The sequence below is a fragment of the Ancylomarina sp. genome (assembly GCF_041555295.1).
Taxonomy (GTDB): Bacteria; Bacteroidota; Bacteroidia; order Bacteroidales; family Marinifilaceae; genus Ancylomarina.
In genome coordinates this window covers 1-17,150 of the sequence record NZ_JBFFKR010000051.1, presented here as the reverse complement: position 1 = coordinate 17,150, position 17,150 = coordinate 1, and the positions used below count along the sequence as shown (strand labels likewise).

Annotated in this window: 15 protein-coding genes and 1 pseudogene; 1 reads left to right on the top strand and 15 read right to left on the bottom strand. The window is 36.2% G+C overall.

Annotated features, from left to right (window positions below):
- The 9 genes and pseudogenes from ABY905_RS06095 to ABY905_RS06055 form a co-directional block, all read right to left on the bottom strand.
- A partial coding sequence (locus tag ABY905_RS06095; RefSeq protein WP_372641598.1) for a PDZ domain-containing protein occupies positions 1-3,234 on the bottom strand: 3,234 nt, incomplete at its 3' end.
- 261 nt (positions 3,235-3,495) lie between these two features.
- Positions 3,496-4,071, bottom strand: coding sequence for a GDYXXLXY domain-containing protein (locus tag ABY905_RS06090; protein WP_372641596.1), 576 nt, complete (start codon positions 4,069-4,071; stop codon positions 3,496-3,498).
- Positions 4,064-5,344, bottom strand: a complete 1,281-nt coding sequence (locus ABY905_RS06085) for a DUF2157 domain-containing protein (RefSeq protein WP_372641594.1) — start codon at positions 5,342-5,344, stop codon at positions 4,064-4,066. The genes ABY905_RS06090 and ABY905_RS06085 overlap by 8 nt, the downstream gene beginning before the upstream one ends.
- A gap of 167 nt (positions 5,345-5,511) precedes the next feature.
- A pseudogene (locus tag ABY905_RS06080) lies at positions 5,512-5,931 on the bottom strand (TlpA family protein disulfide reductase); the annotation flags it as partial.
- A 12-nt stretch (positions 5,932-5,943) separates the two neighbouring features.
- Positions 5,944-6,255 (bottom strand): hypothetical protein, encoded by a 312-nt coding sequence (locus tag ABY905_RS06075; protein WP_372641592.1) that lies wholly within the window; start codon positions 6,253-6,255, stop codon positions 5,944-5,946.
- An 87-nt stretch (positions 6,256-6,342) separates the two neighbouring features.
- A complete protein-coding gene (locus tag ABY905_RS06070; RefSeq protein WP_372641590.1) occupies positions 6,343-6,879 on the bottom strand; it encodes a PH domain-containing protein in 537 nt (178 codons plus the stop codon).
- A gap of 191 nt (positions 6,880-7,070) precedes the next feature.
- Positions 7,071-7,532 (bottom strand): hypothetical protein, encoded by a 462-nt coding sequence (locus ABY905_RS06065; RefSeq protein ID WP_372641588.1) that lies wholly within the window; start codon positions 7,530-7,532, stop codon positions 7,071-7,073.
- A gap of 585 nt (positions 7,533-8,117) precedes the next feature.
- Positions 8,118-8,528, bottom strand: a complete 411-nt coding sequence (locus ABY905_RS06060) for a VOC family protein (RefSeq protein WP_372641586.1) — start codon at positions 8,526-8,528, stop codon at positions 8,118-8,120.
- Positions 8,529-8,674: 146 nt separating this feature from the next.
- Positions 8,675-8,935, bottom strand: a complete 261-nt coding sequence (locus ABY905_RS06055) for a cysteine-rich small domain-containing protein (protein ID WP_372641584.1) — start codon at positions 8,933-8,935, stop codon at positions 8,675-8,677.
- A 308-nt stretch (positions 8,936-9,243) separates the two neighbouring features.
- On the opposite strand from ABY905_RS06055, the gene ABY905_RS06050 reads away from it, so the two are divergent.
- Complete coding sequence (locus tag ABY905_RS06050) at positions 9,244-9,795, top strand: CAP domain-containing protein (RefSeq protein ID WP_372641582.1); 552 nt, start codon at positions 9,244-9,246, stop codon at positions 9,793-9,795.
- A gap of 750 nt (positions 9,796-10,545) precedes the next feature.
- Here ABY905_RS06050 and ABY905_RS06045 read toward each other — a convergent pair.
- The 6 genes from ABY905_RS06045 to ABY905_RS06020 form a co-directional block, all read right to left on the bottom strand.
- On the bottom strand, positions 10,546-10,797 hold the full coding sequence (locus ABY905_RS06045) for a hypothetical protein (protein WP_372641580.1): 252 nt from the start codon (positions 10,795-10,797) through the stop codon (positions 10,546-10,548).
- 94 nt (positions 10,798-10,891) lie between these two features.
- Entirely contained in the window at positions 10,892-11,845 is a 954-nt protein-coding gene (locus ABY905_RS06040; RefSeq protein ID WP_372641578.1) for a CorA family divalent cation transporter, read from the bottom strand.
- A 755-nt stretch (positions 11,846-12,600) separates the two neighbouring features.
- On the bottom strand, positions 12,601-13,674 hold the full coding sequence (locus tag ABY905_RS06035; protein WP_372641576.1) for an alanine racemase: 1,074 nt from the start codon (positions 13,672-13,674) through the stop codon (positions 12,601-12,603).
- Positions 13,675-13,723: 49 nt separating this feature from the next.
- Entirely contained in the window at positions 13,724-14,935 is a 1,212-nt protein-coding gene (gene argJ, locus ABY905_RS06030; protein WP_372641574.1) for a bifunctional glutamate N-acetyltransferase/amino-acid acetyltransferase ArgJ, read from the bottom strand.
- Between the two features lie 19 nt (positions 14,936-14,954).
- Positions 14,955-15,992, bottom strand: coding sequence for an N-acetyl-gamma-glutamyl-phosphate reductase (argC, locus tag ABY905_RS06025; protein WP_372641572.1), 1,038 nt, complete (start codon positions 15,990-15,992; stop codon positions 14,955-14,957).
- On the bottom strand, positions 15,985-17,028 hold the full coding sequence (locus ABY905_RS06020; protein WP_372641600.1) for an aspartate aminotransferase family protein: 1,044 nt from the start codon (positions 17,026-17,028) through the stop codon (positions 15,985-15,987). Before ABY905_RS06020 ends, argC begins: the two co-directional genes overlap by 8 nt.
- Between the last annotated feature and the right edge of the window lie 122 nt (positions 17,029-17,150).

Genomic DNA, 17,150 nt, shown 5'->3' with positions numbered 1-17,150 from the left:
GATCTTTCTCTTTGTTTTAGGTAAACGAGAAAGGGCCTCCTTGACAGCACGCTGAAGCTGTGGATCAATCCCTTTGTTCATAGATTTGGCATCCTGACGAACTTCTATGGTTGGAGCGATTCCCTTGTTTTCGCCAACCCATTCATTTGTATCCGGATCAAATACCGCATTATCTGGAGCTGTAAGAGCACCACCATCTACCAATCGGTAATGGACTGATGATTTCACCAAACCACCCCAGGTACGAGCACCGACCACAGGGCCTATTTTCTGATGCTTGAACACCCATGGGAAGAAATCTCCACCCGATCCGGCAAGCTCATTAATGATTAAGACTTTTGGACCAACAATTCCAGCAGGTAAACGAATCGGATCACCATTAGGCACCTCATTGGTTAAACAAGCTCTTGTCTCGCGTTTCATTAAATCAACCATATAATCATCCAGAAGACCTCCGCCATTGAAACGCTCATCAATAACAGCACCTTCTTTATCTTGCTGAGCAAAATAGTAGCGATTAAAGGAGATAAAGCCGTTACTTGAAGTATTCGGAACCCAAATATAAGCCAATCGCCCACCAGAAAGTTTATCAACCAAACGACGGTTATCTTCAACCCATGCTCTTTGACGAAGTGATCTTTCGCTACTTATAGGCTTCACGGTAATTTTCCATGCCCCTTTAAAATCAGATTTGGTATTGATATGAAGAACGGTTTGCTGACCAGCTGTACCATCTAAGGCCATATAAGGATCTTGCTTATTACTGATTTCTTTACCGTTAACTCCCACTATATAATCCCCCTCTTCCACTTTCATTCCTGGGCGATCCAATGGACTCGACAAATCAGGATTCCAGCTCTCAGAAGTGTAAATACGTTGTATTCTCCAATGGTTTCCTTCAGCCTTTAAGTCAGCACCCAATAAACCGACGGAAGGACGATCGGTTTTAGGGAAATCGCCGCCAAAGACAAAACTATGTCCTACCGAAAGTTCGCCATTCACCTGATCGAGCACATAATTTAAATCACTACGATGCTTGATATAAGGAACAAGAGGTGTATATCGCTTGTAGACCTCATCCCAGTCTCTTCCGTGCATATTAGGATCGTAGAAATAATCGCGCTGGTATCGCCATGCTTCTTCAAACATCTGATTCCATTCCGCCATACGATCGAGCTGTGTTTTTAAGTTTATCTTTAGGACTTTGGCACTTTTAGCATTAGCTCCTTTAGTTCCCACAACTTTCCATGCAGATCCCATTTTAGCCAACATTTGACTACCATCAGCCGAAATAGAGACATTTCCTACTCCTGAAGCAAACTCCTTAGCTTCTCTCTCTTTTAAATCGAATTTATGAAGCGTAGACGTTCTCCCTTTAGGACTGGCTTCAGCAAGAAACACAATACCTTTAAGCCCTGCCAGTATATAACGATAGGCAGCCTTATCCATAGGTAAAGGAATAATTCGACGCTCGATACCGTCAAAATCAATCTTCATCAGGCTATCAACTTTTGCCTTATCCTTTTTAGGTTTATCATCCTTCTTTTTATCCTTTGCTTCCTTTTTATCTTCTTTTTTTGCAGCCTCTTCTTCATCGCTTCTAGGCTCAAAAGGGGAAGTGTCTTTTTTCAGAAGATTAATAATATAGGCACCATAATTAGGCGCTTTTGCTCCCATTACCGAGGTATTCACATAACCCGAAAGCAATGCTAAATCGGTACTTGCTAAAAAGTACAGGTGATGTGTATCGGCATCCCAAGCAGGTGAAAAGGCATCTGCCAGTTCGTTGGTAACTGGTCTTACCCTATTGTCAGCCATCGACCAGATGCAAATACGTCGGAAATTATTAGCTCCTGATTTCGCATAAGCGATCCACTTAGAATCCTTCGACCATGTTAGGCCTAGATCTCCTCGCTCGAAATTGTTACCACCCACATCAATGGTCTTAATGCTCTTGGCTTCAATATCAATCAATCGAACACGTACATCATCATCCGTGAAAACGATATACTTACCATCTGGCGACCAAGCTGGCTCCCAGGCCATTTTCGATTCTCCAATAGAAATAGCATCAGATTTCGATAAGCCGTCCTGATTAGCAATCATCAATTGATAGCCTTTTCCATTCACGTCAGAGAACCAGGCAATCTTATCTCCTTTAGGCGACCAAATTGGAGCGCGATCAGCTGCTGCCGAATTGTTGGTGATGTTTCTCGCATCGCCATGCTCAACCGGAACGGTAAACACTTCACCACGTGCCGACATAATTGCTCGCTTACCTGTTGGAGATAAAGATGCTGAACGAACACTTTTGCTCACATCTTCCCATTTGGTTCTAGCCCAAGGGAAATCGCCACTAAGTTCTAGTTCTAGCTGTGTGATTTTACCTGAAGCAAGATCGTAGGTATGTAGATAGCCGTCTCTTTCGAAAGCTAGCTTTTCATTATTCCCCGAAAGAGATTTAATATCAATATCTTTGAATGTTGTGATTTGCTTTAATTCACTACTCTTAGTATTATACATCCAAATGTTCATCGCCCAATCTCTATCCGAAAGGAAATAGATCTTATCATCTATCCAGACAGGCTGAACATCGGTGGTTGATTCGTTAGGCAGCAATTTCTCGCTCGAATCCTCAAGATTAAGAATAATCAGTGGCGTATTTTGGCCACCACGGTAGGCACGCCATTCCCAATCCCAACGACGAACTTTATCAATAACAATCTGCTTACCATCGGCAGCAAATGAAGCTTTGGTTCCCCACTGTGCATTCAGCATAGTCGATACGCCACCATCACGTGAAACGGTCCATAAACGATCAAAGTTAGACGGTGCTGTTTCACGAGTTGAAGCATACAATACTTTTTTACCATCAGGTGTCCAGCCACGTACATTCGATGCTGCAGGATACCAGGTCAATTGTTTAACTTCTCCCCCTATAACAGGAACTGTATAAACCGCATTCACACCCGAACGGTTGGATGTAAAAGCAATGGTTTGACCATCTGGAGAAAAATGGGGATCGCTTTCAACAGCTGGTGTGCTGGTTAAACGCAGGGTTTGGTCTCCATTGATATCGGATACCCATAAATCGCCTGCATAGGTGTAAGAAATATGTGTTTTAGATAGTGTTGGCTGTCTTAAAAGGCGCGTTCCTTGCGCTTGGACATAGGCCGTAAACAATATAAAACAAACAAGAAACAGACTCAGCTTCTTTAAATAATTGTCAATCATATCTATTAATTTTGGTTTGTATAATATTCGTAAGCAAACTATTTATAAGACCTTAAAAACAATCTTATGCTTACAATTAAGAGACACAAATTAGACTAATTATTCCAACATTTCAATTCTATTCTATATCCGATAAGCCTTTCTCGTTATACGCTATAAATCGCAGGCCTATCATCTCTTACAGATGCGATGCATCGCGTCTGTAGCACCAGGATTAAAGACGAATTTGATATCTATTTTTGACATACATCAACCTTACAATTACTCCCTTCTCTCCTTCTCAACAATGTCTTTTATAGAAACACCATCAATCAAAACATCTTGCAAGACGGCTTCCCCATCCTTTATTCTTACAAGGGAGTAGGCAACTTTACTAGTATCAGCTTGTGATTTTCGATAGGCTTTTTCTGCAGCTTCAGCCTTGCTTTCTTCCATATAGTATCGATTAAATGGGTAAGCAATTCGAACTTGATTAGAGCCATTAGAACTCACATATCTAATTTTAGCTTTGAAATAATCTGCTTTGTACTGAGGCGCCTCTTTTGAAATAAATTTAATCTTAGCAAAACCATCTTTATCCTTGTTAAGAATGACATATATTTCTTCCCCATTAAACCAATCGCTTTTATTTTCAACTTCAATATGATTATCCTTATATCTAAGCGTAATATATTTCCCTCTAAAGGGATCAGTTGGGTCAACCGGAGCCGTCTTGAATTTATATGCTGTACCTGAGTCTAAGACGTCTTCACTCTCCAAAATCATTTTAGCAGGAATATAAAGTTGTACCAAAGCAACAAGTATAAATACCAATAGGAGTTTATATTTTCTATCCATTTTTTCTTTTTTTAAACATGACATAGTTTGTTGCAAAAAAGCCAAGACCAACTGATACAAACAAAATGCCTCTGATGACAAAACTTAAATTCTCATCGAAGAATCGACAGGTAACCAAGGCGGTAATTATAAGCAAACCGAAATTCAAGATTCCTAAATGATCTTTCTTAGCGCCCTCTCTTATGGTGAATATGCCGATAGCAAAAACGTAAAAGTTAATTAGAAGCATTGCTATTGATGAGGATAAACCACTTATGAAAGCATATATAAAGAAAATAAAGACGAGTGAAATCGGTTTAATGCTCAAGAGTCTTTTGTTTTTCTGTTGCAGATAAAGAAGTAGGCCTGCCAAAATTGTTAGACTTGTAGATACGATAAACTCAGGCGAAGCTACGACCTCATTAAAATCAAAGATTTTATTTCTCAAATCATCCCAAAACCAATCGAAACTTAACACCAGCAATAAGATGAGTGTTCCCAGAGAACCCAATATTTTATAGGCATTGTTCCGTAGTTTTTGCTGGCTGAAAAAGCTCGTATTTCCTACGATGTATAAACATGCAAATAAACTGAAATAAGCGATGAACATGAATTCATCATGGCTATGAGAAAAGGTTCCTAATGAGATGACTAGCGAAATTGGAATCAACCAATTATGAAAAATCATAGAATTACTTTCGGGTCTCTTCTTATACAGCTGGTAATAATGAGGCAAAATGGCTAATAACATCAACCAATATAGGTAGGTGTCAGCAGAAGAATGATTCCAATAGCCTGTTTCGCAAGCATAGAATGTTATTCCGATAATACTAAATAGTGAAGTAATGGATGATGTCATTATATAGACCAATGGGATGCAGACTAAGATCCATGTTAATAAGAAGGAGCTTAAATTACCTGGAATGTTATAAATCTGGCTGACAAGAGAAATACTGGCTCCTACTGTAAGAAACAAGAAAACCGTGCTACCTTCTCGCCATGCTACATTATCCTGTTTTTTCATTAAGGTATAGCCACAGAGTATTTGTCCAATTAAAAGGGGGATAAAAGCGAAAATTGTTTTCGTTAAACGCGAGAGTTCGTCCCAATTATGAGCAATAATTAGAATCAGACCAAGGCCTATTAATATGGCGCCCAATATGCCAAAAACGATAAAAAGCTTATTACCCGATTGACTCTCCTTTTTTCGGTAATACTCCCGTATGTTTTCAGCCTGGTTATCGGAGATCAGCTCTGCGCTAAGCAGTTCTTGAATATCTTTATATATGCTCATTGTTTTATTTTAAAAGTTTAGCTCTTACCTTCTCTTACTCCTCATAGACAAGCCTAAGTTGCTCCGAATCAAATATGGATGCGGAAGATTTCAATCTCATCCATTGGAAATTTTCATGTGGTATTTATTCTAAAATTCAATTTTAGGCATTCCTAAGATATTTATCATTACACATTAAGTACTTTCTCAATTTCTCTGATTATTTCCTGCCCATCACCGTCAATAACAGCTCCCTCCTTATCAAGCTGCTGATGAATACCATCAAGTATTTGATGCACAACTCCTTCTTTATTAATTAGAATATTCTTTGGGTAGCCCTGTATTCCAATTCTACCAATCAAATCCCTTGCATCTGTCAAATGCATAAAATCAAAAGTGTGGCTTTCAAAGAAGCGATCTAATTCATCTTTAGTATTAAATGATATCGAAAGAAAAACCAGTTGATCACCATATCTTTTTCGAATATTACTAAGTGCTGGCATTTCTTTAATACAGGGTCCACAACCCGTAAACCAAAAATTAATCAGAATGGCCTTGCCTTTAAAATCTGATAAATTTACCACTTCACCTTCAAGAGATTTCAAACTAAATTCTGGAAATTATTTACCATATAATGAGTAAACCTTCTCGAATGATGCGTTTGGAGAAATTCTAAAACCATTCGAAAACACCCGTTCAAGTTTGTAGGTGTAAACCATGCTTCCGTTAATTTGGGTAGAATCCAATATGCTTTCTTCCAGCTTCATCACCATACCACTATTCTCAAATTTTTTATATTTCACCTGCTTTAGCACCTCATATTCAGCACTTGTTAAAGTCTGTGTTTTCCCAATTTCCTTGTACAGCTTCTCTTGAGAGTAGCACAGCAAACATATAAACAGGAACAAGCTGCTTAGGATTAGTTTTTTCATTTGAAATTTTGTTTAATTTACGAAACACACTTACTGCCTTATTACCTAAGGATAGTGCCATAGCTATCTGCAAGCAGCTCAATTGATTTAGGCTTTATTCTTTATATCATTCAGGATATCTCTAATTTCCATTAGTATCTTATTGGTTTGTTCATTGCTTGTTTCTGTTGGTATAGTCTCTGACCTGCATTCAGTATTAAGCAATTCTCTTTGATGTAATACTTTCTTTTTAAAATCTGAAGAATCGAGTATTCCAATTAATTTCATATCGCTCCCTTGCAGATTACTCTGTCCTGCGGTTTCAATTTTAAGAATGCGTAAATCAAGCATCTTCAAAAAAGGGTTCTCAACAAAGGTTAGATCCTGTATGTTTTCCAGAGGAATTGTTTTCTCAATTTTAAATAACACCCCTTTTTTAAACTCCAGATGTCGGTCAGTCAATTCACAACTTAGATTCTCATAAAAGCGTTTACCTATATATTGCCCTAGTCCCAGAAACCAGATAATCAGTATTGGAATCCCAACCAATGAGATGGTCAGAAAAAAAGCTACGACCAATAAGATGTAGGTCTTAATATTTGGATTAAATTCTGCCTTTTGTATTAAATTGGATTCTAAATTCATAGCTCATCTCCTTTAATAGTGCCCATAAGAGTTCGTGTATGAAACCCAGGTACCGTTTTGATTTGTATTTTATTATGCTGCCCCACGGAACGAAGTTCGACGAAGTCAATCCTTCGCGTGATATAATTCATCAAAACGCGATGTAATCGCACACCATCTAGTCTGAAGCTTATTTCTAACGACTATTATATTCAAGGCTGATCAATAGCTTCTACTTTTCTTTCCATTAAACTCAATCTCTCCTCTCTACGGAATATGAGCTTGGCCGACGGCGTTAAGCCAATCTCCAGTTCGATTTCCTCTAAGTTAATATTATCAATGCTTATTTCATTCTTAAGATCGGCAGCCTTGAACAAGCCAATCAGAATGAAATTCAAAAATTTATTCTTTTTCGTTTTAAGCAGAATCCTTTCTCGTTCTTCTTTAGAAATCAAGTGTTCTTGTTTAAAACGTGCAAATAAACGTGGCATAAGTGCGATATCAACATCCAGGCGGACGAGAATAAAACCAGCTTTTTCAATATCTGGTAAGGCATCGTTTAAGTTCTGAATACCGCTCTTTAGTTTATCCTTACCTGCACTTTTGATATTCGTCCATATTTCAGAACCCTTTTTCTTTGCATCACCTAATAAATCATCCAGTCCGTTTGCCATATTTTTATGCTTAGTTTTTCTCCGCTTTCCAAAACAATTACTTTGGATTATTCCAACCAGTTAAAAATTCCCCTAAAGTAAAATCAAGAAAGATGACAATCACAATTATCGATACAATAATTCCAATAATTTTTAATACTTTTTTATTCACTTTTATATGTTTATTTATCTGGTAATGTTTCTTTTCAAACTGACCTGTAACATGCTTGTTATTTCTCCAACAACTCATTAAAAGGTCTTGTTATACCGCCCAATTGGAGAGGTCAGAAGATTTTTAAATTCGGCACACTAAAAATATGAATTTATCACACTAAACAGTATTCAAGGTATAAGTAAAACAATAAGCAGGTGTAAAATAGAATCACTCTTCATAATAAAAGAATTTTTGTCAAATTGGTAGTGATAAAAATGTTTTTTTTCACGCAGGTAAAATCAAAAACTATTCGAGTGGTTCTTAGTCCAATAGAATAAGCATGATAAATATCGAGATAAAAAAACACCCCAAATGTTGTGTCCAACTTTTGGGGTTCACTTCATAATTGTTGTGAGGCTTATTCTATTTCTTATTCAAGATATAAAATGAGATTAATTTAGTTGATACAATTGGATGTAATTTCCATTATCATCATCGAATACAGACTCAAAGCCATAATCCGTTTTTGTGGGTTCTTTCTTAAACCTAGCACCTTTCACTTTTAGTTCTTCAAAGGTTTTCTGAATATCATTCGAACTGAAGGAGATCACAGGCATGCCCATCTTGTACAATTCGTGCTTATACTTTTTAGCAATCTCAAGCCCACCTGGCTCTATTGGTTCCAGTAGCAATGACACACCATTAGGGTCGAGTGGCGACTTAACGATAGCCAGATAATTCTCAGGCGAATACATCACCTCTTCAAAACCTAAAACCTCTGTATAATATTTAAAAGCCTTAACCGGATCTTCTACAAAGACGCTAACCATAGCGACTTTCATTGGATGCTTGTTTTGTCCCATAGTACTGAGTGATATTAAAATAAATGTGATTAATGTGAAAATGGCTCTCATACTATTTGTCTCATATTTAAATTTTGAGGCTACGCACTCACCCATTTATATTGATGAGTCGATTCCTAAATTTAAATAAAATTCTTAGATAATACTTACTCCTTTTCACCAGCAATTTTACAAACCTCTCCCATTTTACTCATCATGTACTCATGCGACTTTCTGGTATGAGGAATAGTACAATCAGCACAATTTTTAAAGCCGTTGGTATATTTGAAATTCCCACCACATTTATCTTTTAACATGTATAAAGGACAAAAACAAAACAGACAATTAAAATCCGCCTCATTTTCAACTTTATGACAGGGGAAATACTCGCACTTTGTATTTTGGACAAACTTATAATTTTCTGACATCGCATTCTTTCTTTTCGTATTATCTACTATTTTTTGTAAAGATAAAGTTTTAAGATTATCATTTATTATGGGCAATAAATTCTTTACAAAACAGAAACGCCTTAATTAAATATCCACTACTCCCATACCATTTTCACAAAACATGCGTTCTACTAAAAGAATCTCCCTGCCTCACCCAAACTAAGTCTGGCAAGGCGTCTATGATTCAACGCAAATCTCATTTTATATCTATCACAGCATGAACAAGTTTTTCACTCTCCTTCTACTTTCAATCCATCTTCTTCTAATTTCTTGTGGGGGAACCACCTATGATGAAGATATCATTATTAAGGAGTACTCAGAGGCAAAAAAAACTCAATGAGATCAACCGAAAGGATGCTTTCGATTATCTGAATGCGGTTAGAAATAACCCACCAGCCTATAGTGATGGACTAGCGGTTGATTTATCAACGGTTGAGAAGCGTGATAAGTTAATTTGGTGTGCAGAACTAGCGAAGGCTGCCTATGATAAAGCTAAGGATATGGCTGAGCGCAATTATTTTGCCCCTGTCGATCCAGATGGTTATGGCATGAACTATAAGATAAATGCAGCGGGTTTTGATCTTGCTGACTATCTGATGTCTTCAAAATCGGCTAATAATTTCGAATCGATAGCTGCTGGAACAAACCGCAATACAGGGAAAATCATGATTCAGCAACTCATTATCGATAAAGGAATTCCTAGCCTAGGACATAGAAAACACCTGCTAGGTATGACCAGCTTTTGGGCAGATGCAGAATACTGTGGAATCGGATTTTATAAGAAACCTGGCTCAACATACACTTATTATATTTGTGTGCTGATAGCCAAGCATGAGTAACAATCCATTTAGATTCTCCTCCTTTTGGTTCCTGAGCGAGCCGAAGGAAAGGAGGAGTACCCAAACTTGTTTGAGGATGGTGGTTTTATAAGCTTTATTTAAGCCGACTTGAGGATACGGACCGGAATTCGATCTCCTTATATATAGCCCTCAATCTCTTACATCCAACCACAAATAAAGGGAATAAGGCTATCGGGGCAGCCAGTAAAGGTGTCATACCTGAAGTGAAATACATAAAAGAAGTCAGTACAATGAGCAAGCTCAAAAGCACTGCAAATATTGTGAGTAGCGTAATATAAGCTCTCTTCTTTTGCTTGAGTCCTTCCAAACTCAGGATAGAAAGGTTTTCTTTTTTCATTATATTAAGTTTTGTTTTTTGCTTAGCAAAAGTTTAAGTCACATTCTGCCTTGTATCATGTTTCTTTTTATGCTTTATAATTTTATGTAGTCTACATATCACATTAGCACTTCTCAACAAACGACTTAAACATTACAGTTTGACTGATTCTAAAAATAATAGACCCATTGAAATTACGAAATTTACATATCAAACAATAAACTTGTCCATTGTAAAATCATAAATAATTCTAAAATAGAACCTATCTACATAATTATGAACACAATATTGACGGGGATAAAAAAGGTGTGAACTCTCCCACACCTTTAACTGACTCAACCCACACCCATCTCACTAAGGGTAATGGTAATTAGAGCAAACTGACTAAGCTATATATAAAACTCAATACAAGCTTATCCTTTTTCTGTCATAAGTTTTCTCTTTGTCATAATAAAAGATTCATCATTCAAGATAGAAATAATAACAGCCACGGCCACACCTGCATTGTGTGCGCCTGATACATTTTGTGCATAAACCTTAGGGTTCACATCCATAGCAAATTGAGTAAAACGATCGACCTCACCACTTACAAATAGGAAGGGTGGGTTCTGATAGTTTAGATGTTTTTTTGCCGTTTTATAAATCAAACAATGGGTTGTTTCCATGGAAACCCCATTTTCGTTATTAGGGTAGTGAGCCTTAAATGCTTAACCCGTTTCCCCGTCCTTTTGAGCATATTTTTTAGTAGTTGATATTGCTTTAGAACCATTTCTTTCTTTTAAAATAGATTAATGGGATGATAAAACTCAGAATTAAAACAAGAACAATAATTGGATATCCCATAACCATTTTTAGTTCTGGCATATATTTAAAATTCATTCCATATATACCTGCAATTAAAGTAGGCAGTGATACACATACTGTAATAATAGTAAGGATTTTAAAAATCTTATTTTGTTCTAATTCTATCTTACTATTTATATTCCCATTCAAGTCATCCAATCTGTTAAAATTATATTGCAAATAATCTGCGATCACTGTAAGATCTTCTAATTCTTCACTAATCTTAATGTATGTATTCTCCTTCTTTTTATAGCTCTTTTTTAAAAGAAGAAGAATTCTTTGAAACTCAGAAAGAGATTCCCTAATAAGGAGATTATTATACCTTAAGGCTGCAATGTAATCCAAGTCATTTTCCTTGAATTGTTTCGATTTAAGCGTCTTTTGAAAAAGGTCTCTAATCTTTTTTGAAATTAGCTCAACAATATCTGCGTAGTAATCTGAGATGACCCCAATTTGAAAGATGAAAAGTTGATGATATGTGTCAATTTTTGTAGTCTCAAAATTATAAATGAACTGTGTTAATTGATTTAAACTTTCTTCTATTTCTGGTGAAAGAAATGTAAATACAATTTCGTTTTTAATCAAAATATAAATATCCTTTTCCTCAAAAAAGTTATTCAAAGAATAGCTTGGAATCGTAAAGTTTAGAGATAATTGGTCAGGTGATTCAATATAATGGGAACTTATTTCTATATCCTCTTTTTTACTAAAAGAAGTTAAGTCAAGATCAAACTTTTCTGAAATTATTTCCAAATCTGAATTAAAGAAACCAATAAATCGAATACTGAATATATTATCTGGTAAATATTCAACCTCATCAATAGATTTGTATTTTCTTATCTCATTATTTTTATAATATATTTCAATCATATTTTGGTGTTTATATTATAACCAACCGTTTTTGCTAAGTTCATATTTGGGATTAAAACCAATTTCCTATCTCACTTTTTTAGTTTCCCAAGAGACATAAAGCCTAATAAAAGGACTTTACCCCCAATTAAATCTAGCGTGTGTATCTACCTTGAATTGTAAATTTAATAAAAGTTCTTACATACTATTAAGTTTTATAAAAGAAAGTCCAGAGTGCGTAAGTTCCTTATGCACTGGGGTAACACATGGACTTATGAAGCAATTACAAACACCCGAGGTTGTATAAAGCGATCAATTATTAGTAGGTGGGAAGGTGGTTTATCCTCTATCGCTCGTGAGAGCGCTTCGCTTTTAGGGTGTGTGAACCACTGTGCCATACTTAAGTGGAGACCACGATAGCATGGGATAACAAACCAAACAATAAAAGATTAAATTGACGAGCACTACTTGTAACGACCATTATACTTGAAAGATTGCGAAAACGTGCTTATCAGTCTTTGCTCGACATTAACAAACAAAAAAAAATCACGCCATTAAGACGTGATTCTCTATTGTATATGACTTAACAAACCACCTTATACATCCGGCGAAACCCTCATGAATACCTTTCGCGAGAATATTTTTATGAATAAGCCCTTAGCTCCTATGCTGAAGCTTGAGCGCAAACATACGCTCGATGGTGTAAAAAGTGCTTGCTGAGCTTGCCTAAGTATTCTCCACCAAGTTATAAGCCTAGCGGCAGCCTACTTGATTAGCTATCCCTTCACTCTTTTTTCAATATATTTTGAGTTTAATATCCTGAGAGTCCCCATATAATCTAATTGAAATTCGATCAAATCGCCAACTTTATATTTCTTTATATTTTCTCCAAGGTCAATGACAATCATATCAGAACTCGCTCCTGCTATTTTTATAGTTTTGTCAACTAATTCAAGATGATCAACGTCTACATCGAGTAACCCTATGTCGATAATTGCCCTATTTGAAGTTTCACCAATATTTGCTTCATCAAATTCAAAGTCTTCTCCCTCAACATTAGTACCAAGTAAACCTTCAGGAACCATAGGTTTTTCGGTCAATTCAATTATCTCTGAATACAAGCTAAATATATCCGAGTGCATTTTTTCAAAAGGTATATTATTATAAACATCGGTACCTAAAAAAAGTGTTTCTCCCACTCTAAAATGATTGATTCCTTTAGGCAGTAGATTTTGAAAAATTAATGGAATTGTAACCGATGCACCTCCTGAAACATATTCTATTTGTCTGTCGAATTTAGCCTCAATCAATTGCTCGTATAAACTCAATTGGATTAATTTGTCGTGATTTGGCAAAACGCCATATAAGCAAGTTAAATTAGTTCCAATCCCAACAACTTTAATATTTTTTAATTTGAAAACACTTTTGTAAAAAGCCATAAAATCATCGCCCATTACACCCTCACGAAGCTCACCCAATTCAATCATAATTATGATTTTGTGAATTTTCCCCTGTTTTTTTGCTTCCTCTGCTAACAATTTGATCGTTTCAAATTCAGTATTTAAGCTTACATCGGCATATTTAACAACACCTGGTATTGCGAGCTTTGCAGGGGGTTTAATATATATAGTCTCGATTAAAGGGTTTAAAGATTTAATCATCTTCAGATTAGAGACCCGTGAGTCGCATATTTGATTGATGTCAAATTTTAATAATTCTTTTAAATAAATTTCATTTCCACTTAGTATTTTCGAAACAACAGACCATTCAATCTGATTCTTTTTAAAAAGAGTATTGAGATAGTCAAAATTTGATTTTAGTTTCTTAATATCTAATGTTACAAAAGCCATGGTTATCGGTTTAGATTAAAAAATGAATTGTATTATATATCGTAATATATTAAGTCGTATACACAGAATTAAACAACACATAATCTGTTGTTAAATCAGTTCCCCAACCTTTTGATTTTGCTTTCCCATTATGAAGATCCATCACAATTTTAAGATGTGATTCCTTCAACAGTTTTTTGATGTAGTTGGTGTTGAATTCTAAAGGGCTTCCTTTTTCCAGCACCATGACCATTTCTTTTTCAGAACCAATATAAAGATCAATTTTCTCATAATCAAAAGGAAGACCAGCATTACCTGCTGCACTTATAATCCTTCCCCAATTTGGATCGCGGCCAAACATGGCTGTTTTAACAAGGGAGGAATCTGAAATTTTCCTAATCATTACTCTTGCATAATCTTCGGATGGAGCATTCACTATTTCATATTCAATAAACTTTGAGGCTCCTTCCCCGTCTGAAACTATAAGTTGAGCTAGATGCATCATCATTTCTTCCAAATGTTTCTTGAAAACAACATAGCCCTTATCTTTTTTAGATTTAATGATATCATTCTGAGCCAAACCATTAGCTAATACAATAGCCGTATCGTTCGTAGAGGTGTCGCCATCTACAGTAATCAGATTAAATGATTTGTCAACCGTTTCCTTTACAAGCGTTTTTAAAAGTTTAGATTCAATGGCAATATCCGTGACAATAAACGCCAGCATGGTGGCCATATTTGGGTGAATCATTCCTGATCCTTTAGCAATTCCTCCCATATTAATTTCACGACCATCAACTTCAAATTCCACAAAACCTTCTTTAGCAAATGTATCGGTGGTTAAAATTGCATTTGCAACAAAGGATCCTGCATTGGATCTATTAGTAAGATTCTTAGCATTTTCTCGAATGCCCTCAACAATTTCCTCAGTAGGAAATTTAACACCTATAATACCTGTTGAAGCTACCAAAACCAGATCCTTTTCAATATGCAACTCCTCGGCTAATGTTTGTGCCATGGCTTCAGCACCTTCTCTTCCTTGCTGTCCGGTAGCCGCATTGGCATTTCCCGCATTGATAACAATTGCCTGTGCAAGGCCATTGGCTACATGTTCTCTTGATAAGTCAACAGGTGCTGCAGCTACCTGATTTTGAGTAAATACAGCTGCTGCACTTGCTGGCACTTTTGAATAAATGATGGCTAAATCTCTGCGCATAGACTTAATCCCTGAATGAGCTCCCCAACAGGTTATTCCTCTTACATTTGTTATATTTTTAATCATTTTGTAATAGTCTTAAATGTTACGGGTTTAGCGGAATTAGATTTAATCCTTTGGTTTCTTCCAGGCCAAACATGATATTCATATTTTGGACTGCCTGTCCCGCAGCTCCTTTAATAAGATTGTCAATAACGCTAACAATAATCACCATATTGGTTCGATTATCATAAGTTACATACAAGTCACAGTAATTGGTACCCCTAACATCTTTTATGGCGGGCTCTTGTTTTCTTAATCTGACAAAAGGGGCATTTGCATAAAAGGCTGTGTAAAGTTCTATCAGTTTGATTTCATCCATATTTTCTGTGGGGCGTGCATAAATAGTAGTTAAAATGCCCCGATCCACAGGCAATAAATGCGGCGTAAATTGAATCAATGTTTCTTTTCCTGAAACATTGTCCAATATCCCTTGAATTTCAATAGTATGCCGATGATTTTTTAATCCGTATGCCTTGAAATTATCGTTTACATTTGAATAAAGGTTTACTGTTTTAGCTTTTATTCCCGCTCCTGTAACACCCGTTTTTGAGTCGACAATAATTCGATCTGTTTCAATCAAGTTAGCTTTTAGTAAAGGTGCCAAACCTAAAATTGCACTTGTAGGAAAACAGCCTGGATTCGCAATTAAATTCGCTTGTTTAATTTTATCAAAATACAATTCAGGACTTCCGAATACTGCTTTTTCAATACCTTCAGCATAAATGTGATCTATTTTATACCAATCCTCATAAACTTTCTGCGAACTCAAACGGAAATCACCTGAAAGATCGATAATTTTAAAAAATTTGTCTTTGAAGCGTTTCACAAAATCCATGGAAACGCCGTGAGGCAACGCAAGAAAAACAAGATCAAGTTCATATTCATCTATATGATTAACCGATACCAATTTTTGATCCGCAATTCCCTGTAAAAAAGGATGCACATCAGAAAATAATTCTCCTACCCGGCTTTCAGAAGTAATCATGGAAATCTCAACATCGGGGTGATTGGTAAGAATACGCACCAATTCGGATCCGGTATAACCTGTTGCTCCAATAATTCCTATTTTCTTTTTAGCCATTGTCTTTAATTTCTTTTAATGATTTTTTTAATACTTCCATTGCCTTTCCCAAATCTTCATAACTTATATTTAAAGGCGGTACCAAGCGCAAAACTGTATCGGCAGTAGCATTTGCCAAGACACCATTTTCAAGCATTTCCTGAACTAAAGGCTTTGTTTCAAAATTAAATTCTATACCTAACATCAATCCTTTTCCGCGGATTTCTTTGATATCCGGATTTTTCATTGCTGCAATTTCCAATTTTAGCCAATTGCCTTTTTCCTCAGACTCTTGCAATAGATTTTCTGTTTCAATAACTTCTAATGTTGCCAATGAAGCCGCGCACACCAATGGGTTTCCTCCGAAAGTAGTCCCGTGATCACCAAAATCAATTGCAGCACTTATTTTTTCATTCGAAAGAATGGCGCCAATTGGAACACCTCCGCCCAATGCTTTGGCTAAAGTCATAATATCAGGTTCAACCCCAAAATGGTCTTTGGCAAACATTTTTCCTGTCCGCCCAATGCCACACTGAATTTCATCGAAAATCAACACAATATGCTGTTCATTACAAAAAGTTCTCAATTCATTTAAGAAAGTTTTATCAGCAACATTTACACCTCCCTCTCCCTGGATAGGTTCTATAATGATGGCTGCTGTATTGTTGTCGGCAGCTTTTTTTACGGCTTCAATATTATTAAAAGGCACTTGATAAAATCCTTGTGGAATAGGCTCAAATCCTTTTTGATATGCTTTTTTACCTGTTGCAATAGTTGCCAATGTGCGTCCGTGAAAGGAGTTTTCAAAAGAAATAACATTTCCTCCCCGTCCAACACTATGTGCATATTTACGTGCTATTTTAATAGCGCCCTCAACAGATTCTGCTCCGCTATTCGCAAAAAACACCCGATCTAAACCTGATAATTCCACCAGCTTTTTAGAAAGCATCACCTGTGGCTCACTAAGAAAAAAGTTTGAAATATGAATCAGTTTGGCTGCCTGATTCTGAATTGCTTTTACCACTTTTGGGTGACTGTGTGTTTTGACCCCTGATATCCTAGAGTTTTATTCTATTTTTTAATCTTCCTTTTAGTGATTGATTTTGACTGTTTAAATTCATTAATCCTAAGCAGCCTTTTTTTGTTTTTTAATCAAATGCTGATCTTGTAGCCATTTTT

Coding starts and splice junctions, on each gene's coding strand:
- ABY905_RS06090 (WP_372641596.1), bottom strand. CDS start 4,071: ATGGATAGAAAATATAAACTCCTATTGGTATTTATACTTGTTGCTTTG.
- ABY905_RS06085 (WP_372641594.1), bottom strand. CDS start 5,344: ATGAGCATATATAAAGATATTCAAGAACTGCTTAGCGCAGAGCTGATC.
- ABY905_RS06075 (WP_372641592.1), bottom strand. CDS start 6,255: ATGAAAAAACTAATCCTAAGCAGCTTGTTCCTGTTTATATGTTTGCTG.
- ABY905_RS06070 (WP_372641590.1), bottom strand. CDS start 6,879: ATGAATTTAGAATCCAATTTAATACAAAAGGCAGAATTTAATCCAAAT.
- ABY905_RS06065 (WP_372641588.1), bottom strand. CDS start 7,532: ATGGCAAACGGACTGGATGATTTATTAGGTGATGCAAAGAAAAAGGGT.
- ABY905_RS06060 (WP_372641586.1), bottom strand. CDS start 8,528: ATGGGACAAAACAAGCATCCAATGAAAGTCGCTATGGTTAGCGTCTTT.
- ABY905_RS06055 (WP_372641584.1), bottom strand. CDS start 8,935: ATGTCAGAAAATTATAAGTTTGTCCAAAATACAAAGTGCGAGTATTTC.
- ABY905_RS06050 (WP_372641582.1), top strand. CDS start 9,244: ATGATGAAGATATCATTATTAAGGAGTACTCAGAGGCAAAAAAAACTC.
- ABY905_RS06045 (WP_372641580.1), bottom strand. CDS start 10,797: ATGGAAACAACCCATTGTTTGATTTATAAAACGGCAAAAAAACATCTA.
- ABY905_RS06040 (WP_372641578.1), bottom strand. CDS start 11,845: ATGATTGAAATATATTATAAAAATAATGAGATAAGAAAATACAAATCT.
- ABY905_RS06035 (WP_372641576.1), bottom strand. CDS start 13,674: ATGGCTTTTGTAACATTAGATATTAAGAAACTAAAATCAAATTTTGAC.
- argJ (WP_372641574.1), bottom strand. CDS start 14,935: ATGATTAAAAATATAACAAATGTAAGAGGAATAACCTGTTGGGGAGCT.
- argC (WP_372641572.1), bottom strand. CDS start 15,992: ATGGCTAAAAAGAAAATAGGAATTATTGGAGCAACAGGTTATACCGGA.